The sequence below is a fragment of the Hymenobacter sp. APR13 genome, from assembly GCF_000737515.1.
GTDB lineage: Bacteria > Bacteroidota > Bacteroidia > Cytophagales > Hymenobacteraceae > Hymenobacter.
Genome location: NZ_CP006587.1, coordinates 3956614 through 3972444 on the forward strand (window position 1 = coordinate 3956614; position 15831 = coordinate 3972444).

General features: G+C 63.1%; 14 protein-coding genes. 5 read left to right on the forward strand and 9 right to left on the reverse strand.

Annotated features, from left to right (window positions below):
- Positions 1-138: 138 nt before the first annotated feature.
- From N008_RS16450 to N008_RS16465, 4 genes are all read right to left on the reverse strand, one after another.
- Positions 139-735 carry an LptE family protein gene (locus tag N008_RS16450; RefSeq protein ID WP_231569732.1) on the reverse strand — a complete coding sequence of 199 codons (597 nt, stop codon included), beginning with the start codon at positions 733-735 and terminating at the stop codon, positions 139-141.
- Complete coding sequence (locus N008_RS16455) at positions 716-2029, reverse strand: sigma-54 interaction domain-containing protein (RefSeq protein ID WP_044018991.1); 1314 nt, start codon at positions 2027-2029, stop codon at positions 716-718. Before N008_RS16455 ends, N008_RS16450 begins: the two co-directional genes overlap by 20 nt.
- Before the next feature lie 167 nt (positions 2030-2196).
- Positions 2197-3660 (reverse strand): tRNA (N6-isopentenyl adenosine(37)-C2)-methylthiotransferase MiaB, encoded by a 1464-nt coding sequence (gene miaB / locus N008_RS16460; RefSeq protein WP_044017502.1) that lies wholly within the window; start codon positions 3658-3660, stop codon positions 2197-2199.
- 258 nt (positions 3661-3918) lie between these two features.
- Complete coding sequence (locus N008_RS16465; protein ID WP_044018992.1) at positions 3919-4614, reverse strand: HAD family hydrolase; 696 nt, start codon at positions 4612-4614, stop codon at positions 3919-3921.
- A gap of 69 nt (positions 4615-4683) precedes the next feature.
- Here N008_RS16465 and N008_RS16470 point away from each other — a divergent pair, with 69 nt between their 5' ends.
- On the forward strand, positions 4684-5328 hold the full coding sequence (locus N008_RS16470) for a chloramphenicol acetyltransferase (protein WP_044017503.1): 645 nt from the start codon (positions 4684-4686) through the stop codon (positions 5326-5328).
- A 175-nt stretch (positions 5329-5503) separates the two neighbouring features.
- Here the strand turns inward: N008_RS16470 and N008_RS16475 are convergent, their stop codons facing one another.
- The 5 genes from N008_RS16475 to N008_RS16495 form a co-directional block, all read right to left on the reverse strand.
- Positions 5504-6778 (reverse strand): anthranilate synthase component I family protein, encoded by a 1275-nt coding sequence (locus tag N008_RS16475; protein WP_044017504.1) that lies wholly within the window; start codon positions 6776-6778, stop codon positions 5504-5506.
- Positions 6779-6965: 187 nt separating this feature from the next.
- A complete protein-coding gene (locus N008_RS16480; protein WP_071884556.1) occupies positions 6966-8489 on the reverse strand; it encodes a hypothetical protein in 1524 nt (507 codons plus the stop codon).
- A 69-nt stretch (positions 8490-8558) separates the two neighbouring features.
- A complete protein-coding gene (locus tag N008_RS16485) occupies positions 8559-9317 on the reverse strand; it encodes a zinc ribbon domain-containing protein (RefSeq protein WP_044017505.1) in 759 nt (252 codons plus the stop codon).
- Positions 9307-10407, reverse strand: a complete 1101-nt coding sequence (locus N008_RS16490; RefSeq protein ID WP_044017506.1) for a Nif3-like dinuclear metal center hexameric protein — start codon at positions 10405-10407, stop codon at positions 9307-9309. The genes N008_RS16485 and N008_RS16490 overlap by 11 nt, the downstream gene beginning before the upstream one ends.
- 220 nt (positions 10408-10627) lie before the next feature.
- Entirely contained in the window at positions 10628-11317 is a 690-nt protein-coding gene (locus N008_RS16495; protein WP_052381653.1) for a uracil-DNA glycosylase family protein, read from the reverse strand.
- Positions 11318-11507: 190 nt separating this feature from the next.
- On the opposite strand from N008_RS16495, the gene lpxK reads away from it, so the two are divergent.
- From lpxK to N008_RS16515, 4 genes are all read left to right on the forward strand, one after another.
- Positions 11508-12572, forward strand: a complete 1065-nt coding sequence (gene lpxK / locus N008_RS16500) for a tetraacyldisaccharide 4'-kinase (protein WP_052381654.1) — start codon at positions 11508-11510, stop codon at positions 12570-12572.
- Between the two features lie 22 nt (positions 12573-12594).
- Positions 12595-14532 (forward strand): putative porin, encoded by a 1938-nt coding sequence (locus N008_RS16505; protein ID WP_044017508.1) that lies wholly within the window; start codon positions 12595-12597, stop codon positions 14530-14532.
- Between the two features lie 105 nt (positions 14533-14637).
- A complete protein-coding gene (locus tag N008_RS16510; RefSeq protein WP_197062880.1) occupies positions 14638-15246 on the forward strand; it encodes a tRNA-(ms[2]io[6]A)-hydroxylase in 609 nt (202 codons plus the stop codon).
- Between the two features lie 77 nt (positions 15247-15323).
- The gene (locus N008_RS16515) at positions 15324-15785 is read left to right on the forward strand and encodes a hypothetical protein (protein ID WP_156109356.1); all 462 of its coding nucleotides are present in this window, start codon (positions 15324-15326) and stop codon (positions 15783-15785) included.
- Positions 15786-15831: the final 46 nt, after the last annotated feature.

Sequence of the window (15831 nt, forward strand, 5' to 3'; positions counted from 1 at the left end):
TACGTTAAATGGTTAAGTGGCTGAACGGTTAGCCGGATTCAGCCCAAGCGAAACTACCTGGCAACAGGCGTGGCAGTGCCCTGCGGGGCCGCAACAATACAGCAATTTGCCCACTTGCCCATACGGCCGCCCCGCCCGCTACCAGTTCGCCACCGACTTGTTGAACGTATCGGTGATGATGTTCTGGGTGATGCGGCGCGTGGCGGTGGGGTCGTTGTTGATGCGCGTAATGTCCTGGTCGGCCGGAAAGTCGCCGTTGCTCTGGAGCGTCTGCTCGAAGTCCTGCTTGGGGTCCTTGGTGTTGGAGTAGCGCACGCGCACCTGAATGGTGAGGCGGTTGACGCCGGCCTGGTCAATGCCATCCTGGTTCTGAATGGCGGCCGGCGCGTAGTCGTAGGCCGTAATGGCGCCTTCAAACTGCAGGTCGCCGTCGCGCGGCACCAGCTTGAGCGTGGTGTTGCGCTGGAAGTAGTCCTTGAAGTCCTCGGTGAAGCGCTGGGCCAGGAAAGACGGGCCGTTGCTGGAGTTGTTCTGGAAGGTGCTGATGGAAATGGTTTTCACCTCCGGGTCGATGTTGGTGCCCGAAAACGAGTAAACCGAGCAGCCACTCAGGAAGAAGCTACAAGCTACAAGCGGCAAGATGCACGCCAGCCACAACATATACGACTTATAGTTAAGGGCTTGCAGCTTGCGGCTGACAACTCGCCGGTCCAGACTACGCGTTTTCCAGATCATACTGCTTGAGTTTGCGGTAGAGAGTGCGCTCCGAGATGCCCAGGTCGTGGGCGGCGTATTTGCGCTTGTTGTGGTGCTTTTTCAGGGCCTTGAGAATCATTTCCTTCTCCTTGGCTTCCAGCGAGAGGGTTTCCTCCTCTGTTTCGTGCGGAATGTCTTCCACGCGCTGCACCTCGTCCTCGTAGTCGGTGGCGTCGTCGAGGGGGCCGGGGGTGAGGATGTACTCCGTGGCACCGCCATCGGGCGAGGGCTGGCGCAGGGGGCGGGCGCCGCCGTCGTAGGGCGCGGCGTTGAGGTTGGTGAACAGGTGGCTGTTCTGGCGCAGCAGCTCCTGCGAGTCCTGCGGGCGCTGGCCGGCGGCCATTTCCAGCACCAGCTTTTTGAGGTCGGTCATGTCGCGGCGCATGTCGAAGAGCACCTTGTAGAGCAGGTCGCGCTCCGAGTAGCCGCTGCCGGCCGCGTCGGGGCCGGCGGCGTGCAGCAGCATGGGCAGCTGGCTGGCCTGCTCGGCTGGCAGGTACTGGCGCAGGCGGCGGCTGTCAATCTCGCGGTCCGTCTCCAGCACCGACAACTGCTCGGCCACGTTCTTGAGCTGGCGGATGTTGCCGGGGAAGCGGAACCGCTGCAATTCCTGCACCGCATCGGGCGTCAGCGTAATCGGCTTGACGCGGTAGCGGTCAGAAAAATCAGTGGTGAACTTTCTGAATAACAGGTAAATATCATCGCCACGCTCACGCAGTGGTGGAACCGTAATCGGCACCGTGTTCAGGCGGTAGTAAAGGTCTTCGCGGAAGCGCCCTTCGCGCACGGCGTCGAGCAGATTCACGTTGGTGGCGGCCACTACGCGCACGTCAGTCTTCTGCACCTTGCTGCTGCCGACGCGGATAAACTCGCCGTTTTCGAGCACACGCAGCAGGCGGGCCTGGGTGCCGAGCGGCATTTCGCCAATCTCATCGAGGAAGATGGTGCCGCCGTTGGTCACCTCAAAGTAGCCTTTGCGGGCTTCCTGGGCGCCGGTAAACGAGCCCTTTTCGTGCCCGAACAGCTCCGAGTCGATGGTGCCTTCCGGGATGGCGCCGCAGTTGATGGCAATGAACTGCCCGTGCTTGCGCGGCGACAGGGCATGGATAATCTTGGAAAACGACTCCTTACCGGAGCCGCTTTCGCCCGTTATCAGCACCGTCATGTCGGTGGGCGCTACCTGCGTGGCCACCTGAATGGCGTAGTTCAGCGACGGCGCATTGCCGATGATGCCGAACCGCTGTTTGATGCTCTGAATCTCTGATGGTGTCAAGTCGGAAGGGTTTTCGTAGGGTAGACGAAAAGCGGGGCGGTTTATTTTCAGGCAGACCAAAGAAAATCCGTCATCCTGAGCTGGTGAATGCTCCAGTCAGGAGTTACTGCCGAACGATGTCGGTCCAGCGTGACAGGTTTCTTTGCAAGCTCAGGATGACAGACGGCTTAGTCTACCGCCTCGCCCAGCAGCGTGTTCGTCGTGGACTCGTGCACGAATACGTCCACATAGTCGCCTTTCTGGTAGTGCTTTTTGGGGAAGATGACCACCTGGTTCTGGCTGTTGCGGCCGCTGAGGTGTTCGTTGCTGCGCTTGGAGAAGTTTTCGGCCAGTACACGATGCACCTTGCCTACGCCGGCCAGGTTGCGCAGGCGGCTGTGCTGCTGCTGCGTGGCAATGACCTCGGCCAGACGGCGCTTTTTCACCTCCAGCGGCACATCGTCCTCGAGCTTGCGGGCGGCCAGCGTGCCGGGGCGCTCGGAGTAGAAGAACATGAAGGCCATGTCGTATTTCACGTACTCCATCAGGCTGAGCGTGTCCTGGTGCTCTTCCTCGGTTTCGGAGCAGAAGCCCGAAATCATGTCGGTGCTGATGGCGCAGTCGTCGCCGAGGATGCGGCGGATGGCCTGCACGCGCTCCTCGTACCAGGGCCGGTCGTAGGTGCGGTTCATCAGGGCCAGGATGCGCGAATTACCGCTCTGGGCCGGCAGATGGATGTATTTGCAGATGTTGTCGTAGCGGGCCATGGTGTGCAGCACCTCGTCCGTAATGTCTTTGGGGTGCGAGGTGGAGAAGCGCACCCGCAGCTCCGGGCTCACCAGCGCCACGCGCTCCAGCAGCTGCGCAAAGTTCACGTGCTCCTGGCCGTCTTCAGAGGCCCATTTATAGGAGTCTACGTTCTGGCCGAGCAGGGTAACTTCCTTGTAGCCAGCCGCCACCAGGTCCTGCGCCTCGCGCACGATGCTGTGGGCGTCGCGGCTCCGCTCGCGGCCGCGGGTGAAGGGCACCACGCAGAACGAGCACATGTTGTCGCAGCCGCGCATGATGCTGATGAAGGCCGTGATGCCGTTGGAGTTCAGGCGCACGGGCGTGATGTCGGCGTAGGTTTCCTCGCGGCTCAGCAGCACGTTCACGGCTTTCTGGCCGCCGTCTACCTGCTGGATGAGCTGGGGTAGGTCGCGGTAGGCGTCGGGGCCCACTACCAAGTCCACCAGCTTTTCTTCTTCCAGAAACTTGCTTTTCAGGCGCTCGGCCATGCAGCCCAATACGCCCACCAGCATGCTGGGGCGGCGCTTTTTGTAGCTGTTGATCTGGGAGAGGCGCATGCGCACGGTCTGCTCGGCCTTCTCGCGGATGGAGCAGGTGTTGAGCAGCACGAGGTCGGCGCTGGCCAAGTCGTCGGTGGTATCAAAACCCTGCTCAAACAGGATGCTGGACACGATTTCCGAGTCCGAGAAGTTCATCTGGCAGCCGTAGCTTTCGATGTAGAGCTTGCGGCCCTGGCCGGTGCGGGTGGCCGCACTCACGCGCACCTCGCCGGAGGGCTCGTGGGCATGGGTGGTGGCGTCCACGGCAGGCGTGGGCAGGGTGGGCGTGTCGAGAAAGTCGAGCGTAATCAGCGGTTGGGACATGGAAAAAGGCCTCGGCGGCGTCAGCTTCACGGTTCGGTGGAGGGCAAAGGTAGGCTTTTCGGGGCGAAAATGACAGAATGGCAGAAGCCGGATTAGTGGGTTTGTGGCTTGGTGGAATGGTGGGGTGTGGCGGTCATGCAGAGGCGCAGCCGAAGCATCTCGCGTGCTGACAGCTGAATAGTATTACAACATCAGCACGCGAGATACTTCGCTTCGCTCAGCATGACGTTCTTTTCACCTCATCACCTCATCACCTCATCACCCCAGATAATCTAGCACCTCGCGGACGTCCTGCACGGTGTGGAACGCCAGGCCGGCCAGCTGCTCCGGCTCCACGTGCTCGAAAATCCAGTTGGCGTGGTAGGGAACGTGCACGGCCCGCAGGCCCAGTCGGGCCACGGGCAGGATGTCGGATTTTAGGGAGTTGCCGATCATCACGAAGTCGGCAGCGGAGGCGTTGTAGCGGGTTAGCAGGCGCTGGTAGGTGGCTTCGTTTTTCTCGCTGACCACTTCCACGTGGTCGAACAGGTCGCCGAGGCCGGAGCGGGCAATCTTGCTTTCCTGGTCGAACAGGTCGCCTTTGGTGAGCACCAGCAGGCGGTGGCCGCGTTGGCGCAGCTCCGTCACCACCTCCACCACGCCGGGCAGAGGCTCGATGGGGTAGCGCAGCAGGTCCTTGCCCATGTCGAGGATTTCCTGAATATCGGAGCCGCGCACGTTGCCGTTGGTGAGCTGGATGGCGGTTTCAATCATGGACAGCATAAACGACTTAGCGCCGTAGCCAAACAGCTGCATGTTGCGGCGCTGTACGTCGTTGAGGTGCCGGCTGATGTGGGCGGCGTCGCCGCAGTGGGCCATGATTTCGAACAGGCGGGCTTCCACCTGGTCGAAGTGGGGCTGGTTGGGCCAGAGCGTGTCGTCGGCGTCGAAGGCAATGAGCAGGGGAGCGGCCATGGGCAGGAAAGGGCTTTCAACCCGCGCCAACGGCCCGGAGAGCCAGCAAAGTTACCGAACTTGCCGGCCATGAAACAGCAAATCAACCAGGCCACCTGGAACCGCCGCGAGCATTTTGCCTTCTTCTCCCAGTTCGAGGAGCCGTTTTTCGGGCTGGTGGCCCCCGTGAACTGCACCTGGGCCCAGGCGGAAGCCAAGCGGCTGGGCGTGTCGTTTTTCCTGTACTATCTGCACCACGCCGCGCAGGCCGCCAACGCCGTGCCCGAGTTCCGCACCCGCATCGAAGACGGGCAGGTGTACCAGTATGAGCAGGTGCACGTTTCGGCCACGCTGGGCCGCCCCGACCATACGTTTTCCTTTTCCTTTATCGAGCAGAACCACGATCTGGCCACGTTTGTGGCTTCAGCCGAGGCGGAAATAGCCGCCGTGCAGGCCAGCGCCGGCCTGCGCCTGAGCGGCACCACCGCCCGCGTGGATGTGCTGCACTGCTCGGCCATTCCGTGGGTGCGCTTCAGCGGCCTCACCCACGCCCGCAGCTTCTCGCACCCCGACAGCTGCCCCAAAATCTCCTTTGGCCAGCTCTACGAGGAAAACGGCGCCACCTACATGCCCGTGTCGGTGAACGTACACCACGCCCTGGCCGATGGCTACCACGTCGGGCTGTTCCTGCAGGAGTTCGAGCGGCGGTTGGGTGGTGGGTTGGTGATGGGGTAAAAAGAACGTCATGCTGAGCTTGTCGAAGCATCTCTACCGCTTCGTTCCGGCGAGTTGCCTCACCCCCGGCCCCCTCTCCTTCAGAGAGGGGGAGCCTGACGATTGGAGTTAGTTTGGCGGGCGAGATGCTTCGCTTCGCTCAGCATGACGTTCTTTTCACCAGCCCACCAACCCGCTACTCCGCCACCACTGCGCCCAGCACGTCCAGGATGGCGCGGGCTTTGAGTAGGCACTCCGCGTACTCGCGTTCCGGGTTGGAGTCGTAGGTGATGGCCGAGCCGACTTGGAAGCTAAGGTAGCCGGTGTCGGGGCGGTACTGCAGGCTGCGGATGACCACGTTGAACTCGAACGCGCCGTCGGGCCAGGCGTAGCCGATGCTGCCGCTGTAAAGGCCGCGCCGGGCGGTTTCGTAGTGCTCGATGAGCTGCATGGCCCGGATTTTTGGCGCGCCGGTCATCGAGCCCATCGGGAAGGTGGCGCGCAGCACGTCCGGGAGGTCCACGCCTGGGCGCAGCTCGGCGGTAACCGTCGAAATCATCTGCCAAACATGGCGGAATGGGTAGAGGCCGAACAGCTCGGGCACCTGCACGGTGCCAGTCCGGGCCACGCGGGCTAGGTCGTTGCGCACCAGATCCACGATCATCAGGTTTTCGGCGCGCTCCTTTTCGTCGTGGAGAAGTGCTAGGCGCTGCTGCTCGTCTTCGGCGGGCGTGCTGCCGCGCCGGATAGTGCCTTTGATGGGCTGGGAGACGATAACCGGCGCGGAGTGGGCCAGGAACCGCTCGGGCGAGGCGCACAGCAGAAAGTGGCTTTCGTGCCGGAAGAAGCCCGCAAACGGCGCCGGCGAGGCCGCGTTTAGGCGCAAAAACACATCCACCGGGTCCAGCTGCACGCCTTCGGCGTAGAACTCCTGGCACAGGTTCAGTTCATACACCTCGCCGTTGAGGATGTCCTCGCGCACGGCTTCCACGGCCCGCAGGTAGTCGGCTTTGGGCATGCGGGGCGTGAAGGCGGGCACGGCGGGTGCGGGCCAGTCCGGGAGCTCCGTTGCCAGAATGGCGGCCAGCACGCCGTCGGTGTGGCCGTGCAGTTCCAGCGTATCCGGCCGCCAGAGCAGCCAGGTCTGCGGGTGGAAGAAGTGCAGCGTAGGCCAGTCGAGGCCTGATGGGTTGTCGCTGTGCAGGTCTTCGATTTCGTTTTTGAGGTCGTAGGTGAGGAAGCCCAGACGCGGGGCGCCATCTTGGGCGCGCGGCAGCCACTGGCGCAGCTCGTCCAGGGTGCGGGGTGCATCGGGGGCGGCGGGCGCTACGCCCAGCAGTTGGTCGAAGGGGCCTTCGGGGTAGGCCTGGCCGTTGGGCTCGAAGTAAGCACAGTGCGGAAACTGCGCGGCCCAGCGCAGGGCGCGGGCCCGGAAATCAGTTGGAAGCTCAGCAAGGGGAATAGACAGCACGCCGCAAAGATACGGGGCCGGCGGCGTGGGTGTGCCCGCTGGGTTTGCGCGGTTCCGGATGGCCGTTGCGCGTCCTCCGGTCGGAGACCGGGGCGGTTTGGCGGCCGCCGGTCTTGCCGACTGCGTCGGCGCAGACCGGGGCCAGTTTTTCGGCCGGGGCCAGCTTCTCCCTTTTCTTGGGGCCGTGTTATTCCAGCTCTTTTAGCGCCAGCTTGGCTTTGGTGTCGGTGCTGTTTTTGTACTCGTGCTTCGGGTAGCTCAGGGCCTTGCGGAAATACACGCGGGCCGTATTGCGCTGGCCTTCCAGCTGATACAGGTAGCCGAGCTGCAGCGCGGCCTGGGGCGCGAAGTAGTAGGGCGCGTTGCCGGCCAGCGCAATGGTGCGGGCATAGAGCAGCCGGGCCGAGTCGGGGCGGCCGAGCAGGTGCCAGGCGCGGGCGCGGCGGTAGGGGTCTTCCAGTTGGTCGCGCAGGGGCGTGGCGGCGGTGCTCCGGAACCCGGCCAGCGTGGCCAGGGCCTCGCGGTAGTAGCCGCCGTCAATCTGCAGGCGGGCTCGGGTGAGCAGTGGGTTGAGCGGCAGCCGGCTTTCCACGAAGCGCTGGGCGTAGGTGTCTTCCTCCACCACAGTGCGGCCGCCCGCGGCAATCTGCCGGCGGTAGCGCTCGGCAGCCGGTGCGTCGCCACTCAGCCAGGCGGCCAGGTAGAGCTTGAACCAGGCGTCTTTGCGGTAGTGCTGGCCTTTGTATTGCTGCAGAAACAGCTCGTTTTCGCGGCGGGAAGCCGCATACTCGCCCTGGTAGAGCAGTAGGTCGGCGGCCATGTGGCGCAGGTAGGGCAGGGCCACGTAGCCCGGGCCGGTGGGGCGGGCGCGGTAGGCGGCCAGTGCGGCCTCGGTGTGGTGCTGCTTTTTGTGCAGACTGACGAGCAGGTAGGCGTAGAGCAGGTTGTCGGGCTGCTGCTGGTGCAGCTGCCGGATGAGCTGCAGGCCTTCGTCGGGCTTCTTGTAGTAGGTTTCTTCCACCAACGCCAGCAGAATCCGGGCTTCGGGCTGGAAGTCGTTGGGCTGGCGGGCGGCGGCGCGCAGGTTGCGCAGGCCGCCTTCCACGCTGCCGGGCAGCCCCAGCAGCTTCAGAAACCAGCGGTAGCCTTCCGGCAGCGAGCCGATAAAAAACTGCATCAGCCCCAGCGTTTTGCGGGCCGGCAGGTAGGTGGGGTAGCGCTGCACTACGGCCGCCATCTGCTGGTAGGCCTGCCGCAAGCTCCAGGCGCCCTGCACCTCATGCCCGAACACCACCTGCGCCGCCGCCTGGTGCAGCCGAATTTCGGCGCGGGCATACTCGGGCAGGGCACCGCGTTCCGGCGTTTTTTCCAGCTGCGCGAGGCGCCGGTTCTGGCCCGCCACGGTGGCCTCATACAGGCCGGCATCCTGCGTGACGAGCAGCTCCGTAATGGCCGCCGCATCCAGCACCAGCAGCGTGCCGGCCGAGGCGTCTTTCAGCTGGGACCGGGCGTCGTCGGGGCGCAGCTTCAGCACCTCGGCGTAGGCGCGGGCCTGGGCCGCCGTGAGGCTGCTGGCTTCGGGCGGGCGCGCGGTTTCCCGCTGGGGGGTGCCGAAGGCTGCGCCGAGGGGCGCGAAGGCCAGCGCCAGCAGCCACACCAGCCTTAGCAACCCTCTACGCACCTCTCGGCCAACCTCAGCGAGAAAAACCATCGTCATTCAGGCAAAAGAAAAAGGAACGACACAAGGCCGTTCCTTTCACATTTTTCAACAAAAAAGCGCTTACGCCCGGGCTTCCACGTCGGCCAGAACCCGGCCGCAGTGCTCGCACACGATGATTTTCTTGTGGGCGATGATGTCGGCCTGGCGCTGCGGGGGCACCGTGTTGAAGCAGCCGCCGCAGGCGTCGCGCTTCACCGTCACCACGGCCAGGCCGTTGCGCACGTTGCCGCGGATGCGGGTGTAGGCGGTGTAGAGACGCTCCTCGATGGGCTGCTTGGCGCCTTCGCGCTCATCCAGCAGCTTTTTCTCGTCGGCTTCGCTTTCGCCTACGATGACGTTCAGCTCGCCTTTCTTGTTCTCAAGGTCTTTCTTGCGCTCTTCCAGCTTCTGCTTGGTGCCACCAATCTCCACATTCTTCATGTCGATCTGGTACTGGGCCTCCTTGATTTTCTTTTCAGAAATCTGGATTTCCAGCTTCTGCAACTCGATTTCCTTGGCAATAGCCTCGTACTCGCGGTTGTTGCGCACGTTCTGCTGCTGGTCTTCGTAGCGCTTGATCAGGCCGTCGGCATCTTTGGCGGCCTGCTTGCGCTGTTTGATCTGGTCGTTGAGGCCGGAGATTTCCTCGTCGAACTTGCTTACGCGTACCTCGTAGCCGGCAATTTCGTCTTCCAGGTCGCGTACTTCTTCGGGCAAATCGCCGCGCACGCGCCGGATTTCGTCGAGCTGCGAGTCAATGCGTTGCAGGTTGAGCAGGGCTTCCAGCTTGCTGGCAACGGGGGCATCGGCCGGGGCAGTGGCGACGGTCTTAGCAGTCATATCGGACGGGGTTGGTGTAGGTCTCGGCAATGAAGAGCGCAAAAGTACTTCCAAACTTGGCGGTAAGCAAATCCCGGAAGATTTCGCCGGTGAATTGTTCGCTCTCAAAGTGTCCTACGTCGCAGAGCAGCAATTGGCCTTCCGCCAGGAAATATTCGTGGTATTTCAGGTCGCCGGTCACGTAAGCGTCGGCGCCGGCGGCGCGGGCTTTGCCAATCAGAAAGCTGCCCGCCCCGCCGCAGATGGCTACTTTTTTGATTGGTTGACTGAAGTCGGTGTGCTTCACCACGGGCACGCCGAGGGCGTCTTTGAGGCGCTGCCGGAACTCCGCCGCGCTCAGGGCCTCGGGTAGCTCGCCCACCATGCCGGAGCCCACTTCCTGGTTTTCGTTTTCCAGCTGAATGATTTCGTAGGCCACTTCCTCGTAGGGGTGGGCCTGGCGCAAGGCCTGCAGGGCGGCCCGCTGCAGGTGCAGCGGCAGCAGCACCTCCACGCGCTGCTCGGGCCCGGTGTGGGGCTGGCCCGGCTTACCCTCAAACGGGTTGGTGCCCAAGCCAGGCGTGAACGTAAATGTGCCATCGGTGCGGAAGCTGCACGCCGAGTAGTCGCCGATCTGGCCGGCGCCGGCGGCGTACAGGGCGGCCAGCACGGCTTCAGTGTGGGTGGCGGGCACGTAGGTGACCAGCTTGGCCAGCAGGCCGGTTTTGGGCTCGAGGATGCGCACATTCTGCAGCCCCAGCTTGTCGGCCAGCTTGCGGTTGACGCCGTGGCGCACGTTGTCGAGGTTGGTGTGGGCGGCGTAGAGCGCCACATCGTGTCGGATGGCTTTGAGCAGCGTCTGCTCCACTTCGTTGGCCCCGGTGAGCCGCTTGAGTGGCTTGAAAATCAGTGGGTGATGGGCTACCACCACGTTGCAGCCGCGCCGGATGGCTTCGTCTACCACGGCCGGGGTGCAGTCCAGGGCAATCAGCACGCCGGTAATTTCCTGCTGCGGGTTGCCGCACTGCAGGCCGGCGTTGTCGTAGGATTCCTGGTAGGCGAGGGGCGCCGCGGCTTCCAGCGCGCGGGCCAGATCCTGAACGGTTGGCATGGGAGTCAATTAAAATTGAGAATTAGAAATTAAAAATTTGACTGTCGGTCGTCCCGGTGCGGCGCCGGAGGCTGCCGTTCGGTTTTCGCGTCCGACCGGTTGCCGTGTCAACGACGACGGTACAACGTCAGCATGCGGCAACCGGTCGGACGCCTTCAGCGTCGGACCGGCGCAGCGCCCGTGCGCCGCAAGTTGCGCCGCTGGCCTCAATTCATTGTTTTCAGTTCTCCATTTTTACTTCAAGCAACACATCTGCATAGCGCGCCACGTGTTCGGGTAGCTCGCGGCGCTTGTACTGCATCAGATAGCGTGGATGGTCCAGCACAACAATTTTATCAAAGAGTTTCAGCTCCTGGTTCAGCTTTTCGAACAGCAGCCCGTTGCGGCGGCCCAGGCAGACGGCGGCGTGCCGCGCCAGTCCCAGCTCGGCTACCTGCCGTTGCAGCGCCGCCCGGATTTCGGGCGCCAGGGCCCGTTGCAGGGCCGGCGAGTCGTAGTAGTTGTAGTTTTTGCCGTCGCGCAGCAGCACCAGCGGGTAGAGGGAGCCCAGGTAGAAGTGGCGGTAGAACTCGGTGGGGCCGCCCAGCTCGGCGATTACCCGGTACACAAACTGGCTGCTGAGCTCGGGGTGCCGCGGCTGGTCGTTGGGGATGTGGCAGTGCTCAGAGAGGGCGGCCGGATCGGTGAAGGCCACGCCGGTGCGGCCCGCCCCGAACCGGCCCGGGTTGATGCCCAGCAACGCCACCCGCGGCTGGTGGTCGGCGTAGAATTTCTGCGCAAACTGCGTGAGCAGCGCCGCCACTTCCGGCTCCTGGTAGGGGTTGTAGGCCTGCACTCCGTCAGGCAGGGCAGGGGCCGGCGGAAATGTGGTAAGCAGGTGCAGCAGGCGGCTGGCTAAGGTATCGGACATGGCCTGTAGAGACGCGTATTCGCGTCTCTTCGTTGCTGACGTTGTTTGCCACGCTGACCAAGTTACTCGCGCTGCCCGGAAAGACAGCTGACTGCCTGGAATCACAGCTAAATCAACGTCAGCAACGACGAGACGCAAAATATTGCGTCTCTACGGCACACAAGGCCCTGCTGCGCTACCTTTGCCGCCTATGCCCCCGTTCCTGACGCTGTTGCTGCTGCCCTTCAGCTGGCTTTATGCCGGCGTGATGGCCGTGCGCAACTGGCTGTATGATACGGGCCGTAAGTCGTCCGGGAATTTCTGGCCGGGGCCGGTGCTGATCGTGGGCAACCTGCGGGTGGGTGGTACCGGCAAAACGCCGCACGTGGCCTGGCTGGTGCGCGAGCTGCTCCGCCAGGGCCGGGAGCCGGCCATTCTGAGCCGCGGCTACGGCCGCCGCACCCGCGGTTTTCGCCTCGGCAACGCCCAGGAAACCGCCGAAACCTTCGGCGACGAGCCGCTGCAGCACTACCAGGACTTCGGCGGCGCCGTGTCGGTGGCCGTCTGCGAAGACCGCCTGACCGGCCTCAACCAGCTGTTTGCCCTGCCCCAGGTGGGGGCAGTGGTGCTCGACGACGCCTACCAGCACCGCCGCGTGCGGCCCGATTTCAGCGTGCTGCTCACCGAGCAGCACCGGCCGTTCTACGACGACTACGTGCTGCCCGCCGGGCGCCTGCGCGAAAGCCGTGCCGGGGCCCACCGCGCCGATGTAGTGGTGGTGACCAAGTGCGACGCCGGCCTCGACGACGCCCGGCAGCAGGAAATTGCGCGCCGCATCCGGTGCTACGCCCGCCCCGAGGTGCCGGTGCTGTTTTCCACCTACGCCTATGCCGCGCCGGTGCCGCTGGCCGGCAGCGCGGCCCCGCCGGCCCCGGGCGGGGCGGAAATCGTGCTCCTGACGGGCATTGCCCAGCCCGGGCCATTACTGGAGTACCTCACGACGGCGGGCTTCCGGGTGGTGCATCACGCCGCCTTCGCCGACCACCACAGCTTCACGGCTGCGGAAATTGCAGCCGTGGCCGCGCATTGCGGGCCCGGACGTTGTATTTTTACCACGCAGAAAGACGCCACCCGGCTGCTGGCGCCCGCGCTGCATACGGAAATAGCCCGCCTGCCCGTTTTCTACATTCCTATCACCGTGGAGTTTCTGGCCGATGGCGCTGCCCGCCTGCGCCAGCTGCTGTCACCCTTCATTCAGCCCCAAGCTGTTGTCTGACTTATTGTTGCCTTCGTTGCGTATGAATATCCGGCTACTGGTGCTGCTTGTGGTGTTACTGGCCGGGGCGGCCACCGGGCGGGCTCAGGTGCTCGACGACTCCACCAAAGTGCTCTACAGCGCCCGCACCACCCGCGTGCTGCGCGAGGCCGACCTGCTGCGCGACCAGACCGACTGGCGCATCATCGACACCACGCTCACCAACTTTCCCTCGGCCCGCAACTGGTACCACGACAGCACCTTCCACCAGGACCTGGGGCACGTGGGCACGGCCGCCCGGCCGCTGCTTTGGCGCCCGAACATGGAGCTGGGCGCCCGCCTCGGCCGCAACTCCTTCGACCGGTACGCCCGCGACCCGGCCACCATTCCTTACTACGATTCCAAGTCGCCGTACACGTTCTTCCGCTTCATTCAGGGCGGTAACGGCGAGCAGGTGTTTGAGCTGTCGTACACGCGCAGCATCAGCAAGAAAGCCAGCGTGGGCCTAGCCTACGAGCGGATTGCGGCCAACAAGCTCTACACCACCAACCCGCGTGAGTCGCTGGTCGAGCACAGCAACTTCCTGTTCTTCGCCCGCTTCGAAAGCACCGACGAGCGCTACCACGCGCTGTTCAACTACAACAACGTGCGCCACCGCGCGGCCGAGCAGGGTGGTATTCGGCCTCAGAATGGCCCCGAGGTTCCCGTCGATTTGCGCGATACCGAACTCAGCCAGCTCTTCGACTACGGCGACGAGCGACCCTGGCTGTTTACGGCGTCCAGCAACGAGCAACGCGATGGGCTGCACCTGGCGCATTCCTACCGGTTGGTAGGACGCGGCCTTACGGCGTTTCACATCATCGACTGGCGCCGCCAGGCAAACCGCTTTCAGGATAGCAAGGTGGCCATTGTGGAAGGCACTTCCCGGCCGCTCTACTACCCACGCGTCCTTCTCAACACTATCGGTACCGACGACCGGGTAGAAACGCAGCGCCTGGAAAACACCTTTGGCGTACTGGGCCGTAGCTCGGCCGTGCAGTACCGCCTGTACGCCCGGCACCGCAGCCTCTCGCTGGCCACGGGCCACCTGGTGGGCGTGCCCACCATCGGAGACGCCGGCCAGCTGCAGCCGGCCGCGGCCGACGGCAACACCTACAGCCAGGTGTTTGCGGGCGGCACGGCCGACTTCAACTACAAGATCTTCGCCATCGAAACGGCCGGGGAGGTGTTTGCCCTCGACGTGGAAAACCCCGACCGCAACCAGGAATACTGGGTGCGCGGCGCGGCGCGGCTGGGCCCGCTCACCGGCGAGCTGCTGAGCTCCAGCTATTCGCCCACGCTTTCGCAGGAGCAGTTCGACGGCAACCACTACCGCTGGGCCAACAGCTTCGACAACACCAAGGTCAACCAGCTCACCGCCCGCCTCGACCAGACCCTGGGCCGGCACCGCCTGGAGGCCTCGGGCGCCATCGTCAACATCACTTCGTTGGTGTATTATGATGCTAATGGCACGCCGGCGCAGCTCGGCGAAGACCGACGCCTGCTGACCCTGTCGGCGCGGCACCGCTTCAACGTAGGCAATATCTATTTCGACAACCAGGCCCACGGCACCCAGGGCGGCGACCAGGAAGGCCTGCGGATTCCGGCCCTCGTCACCAACAGCAAAATCTACTACCAGGGCTACCTATTTAAGAAGGCGCTGTTCGGCCAGATTGGGGCCGAGGTGTACTACCAGTCCACTTGGAAACCCTACAACTACAGCCCCAGCACCCAGCAGTTCTTCGTGCAGGACAACTTCACGGCCGGCAACTTTGCCGTGGCCGACGTGTTTCTGAGCGGCGACATCAAGACAGTGGCCGTGTTTCTGAAGGTAGCCTACGTCAACCAGGGTCTGCTGCGCAACGGCTACTTCACCACGCCCTACTACACCGGCCTGCCCCGCCGCTTCGAGTTCGGGCTGCGGTGGCAGTTCTTTGATTGATGTTACATGGTTGAATGGCTAAATGGTTGGATGGCTGAATTGATAAACGGCCAGCCATGCAACCACTCAACCATTTAGCCATTCAACCATTCAACACATCCGACAATGGAACCTGCAGAAAGAGAAAAAACCATCCTCAAGCTGAAGCTCAACACCGATCCGCGGTGGGTGGATATTGCCAGCAAAAACATTGAGGATATCCTGGTCGACCACGCCTGGTGCGAGCAGAAAGCCGCCAGCACGGGCATCAGCATGATCATTCACTACCCCGAGAAAACGCGCCTCGTGGATGAGCTGACCGACCTCGTGGCCGAGGAGTGGGGCCACTTCGAGCGGGTGCTGCTGGAGCTGCGCAAGCGCGGCTACGCCCTGGGCCGCCCGCGCCGCGACGAGTACGTGGTGCAGCTGCTGGCGCACGTGCGCAAAGGCGGCGCCCGCGAGCGGCAGCTCATGGACCAGCTGCTGGTATCGGCCCTGATTGAGGCGCGCAGCTGCGAGCGGTTCAAGCTACTCTGGAAGCACATTCCGGACCCCGAGCTGAGCAAGTTCTACTACGAGCTGATGGTGTCCGAAGCGGGCCACTTCGTAAGCTACGTGGAGCTGGCCAAGGAGTACTGCGACCCGAAGCTGGTGGAGGAGCGCCTGCAGGAGTTGCTGAAGATTGAAGGCGAAATAGTAACCAACCTGCCCGTCCGCGACGACCGGATGCACTAGGTAACAGAGCTACCCATTACTTGCCGGCTGAAAAATGGCTGGTATATTGGGCCTGATTAGAATTATTTCTGCTCTAGATGAAAAGACTGTTCTTGCTTGCTTTGTGGCTGTTGCCCGGCCTGTGCCTGGCGCAAGCGCCGCCGCAGGCCGCTACCATCAATTTTTGCGGCGTAAACATTCCGGTGCCTGCCGGCTGCACCCCCGAAACCAGCTACTCCGTGCGCTGCGACCGGTACCAGCTCAATTGGTTCTACCTCAACCATGGCCAGTTGCTGCCTGTGGTAGAGACGATGGTGAAAGTGGAAAAGAAAAAGCACAAGCCAGCCGAAGAGCAGGCTTTCGATGGTTTTATCCTGGATACACCGGCCAAAGGCTACCGCTTCAGCTACACCATTGAGGGGGGCGAGGCTTACCAGCTGATCTTTTACGGCACCGCCAAAGGCCAGCCCGTGGTCGTGCAGCTCACCATGGACGTAGACCCCGAAAAAACCGCCGACCTGCCCGAAATAGCCCAACGTATGGTGCGGCTCAGCAAATAGGTTTCGTCAAAAACAGTCATAAGAAAGGCCCGGACAGCAGTTTGTT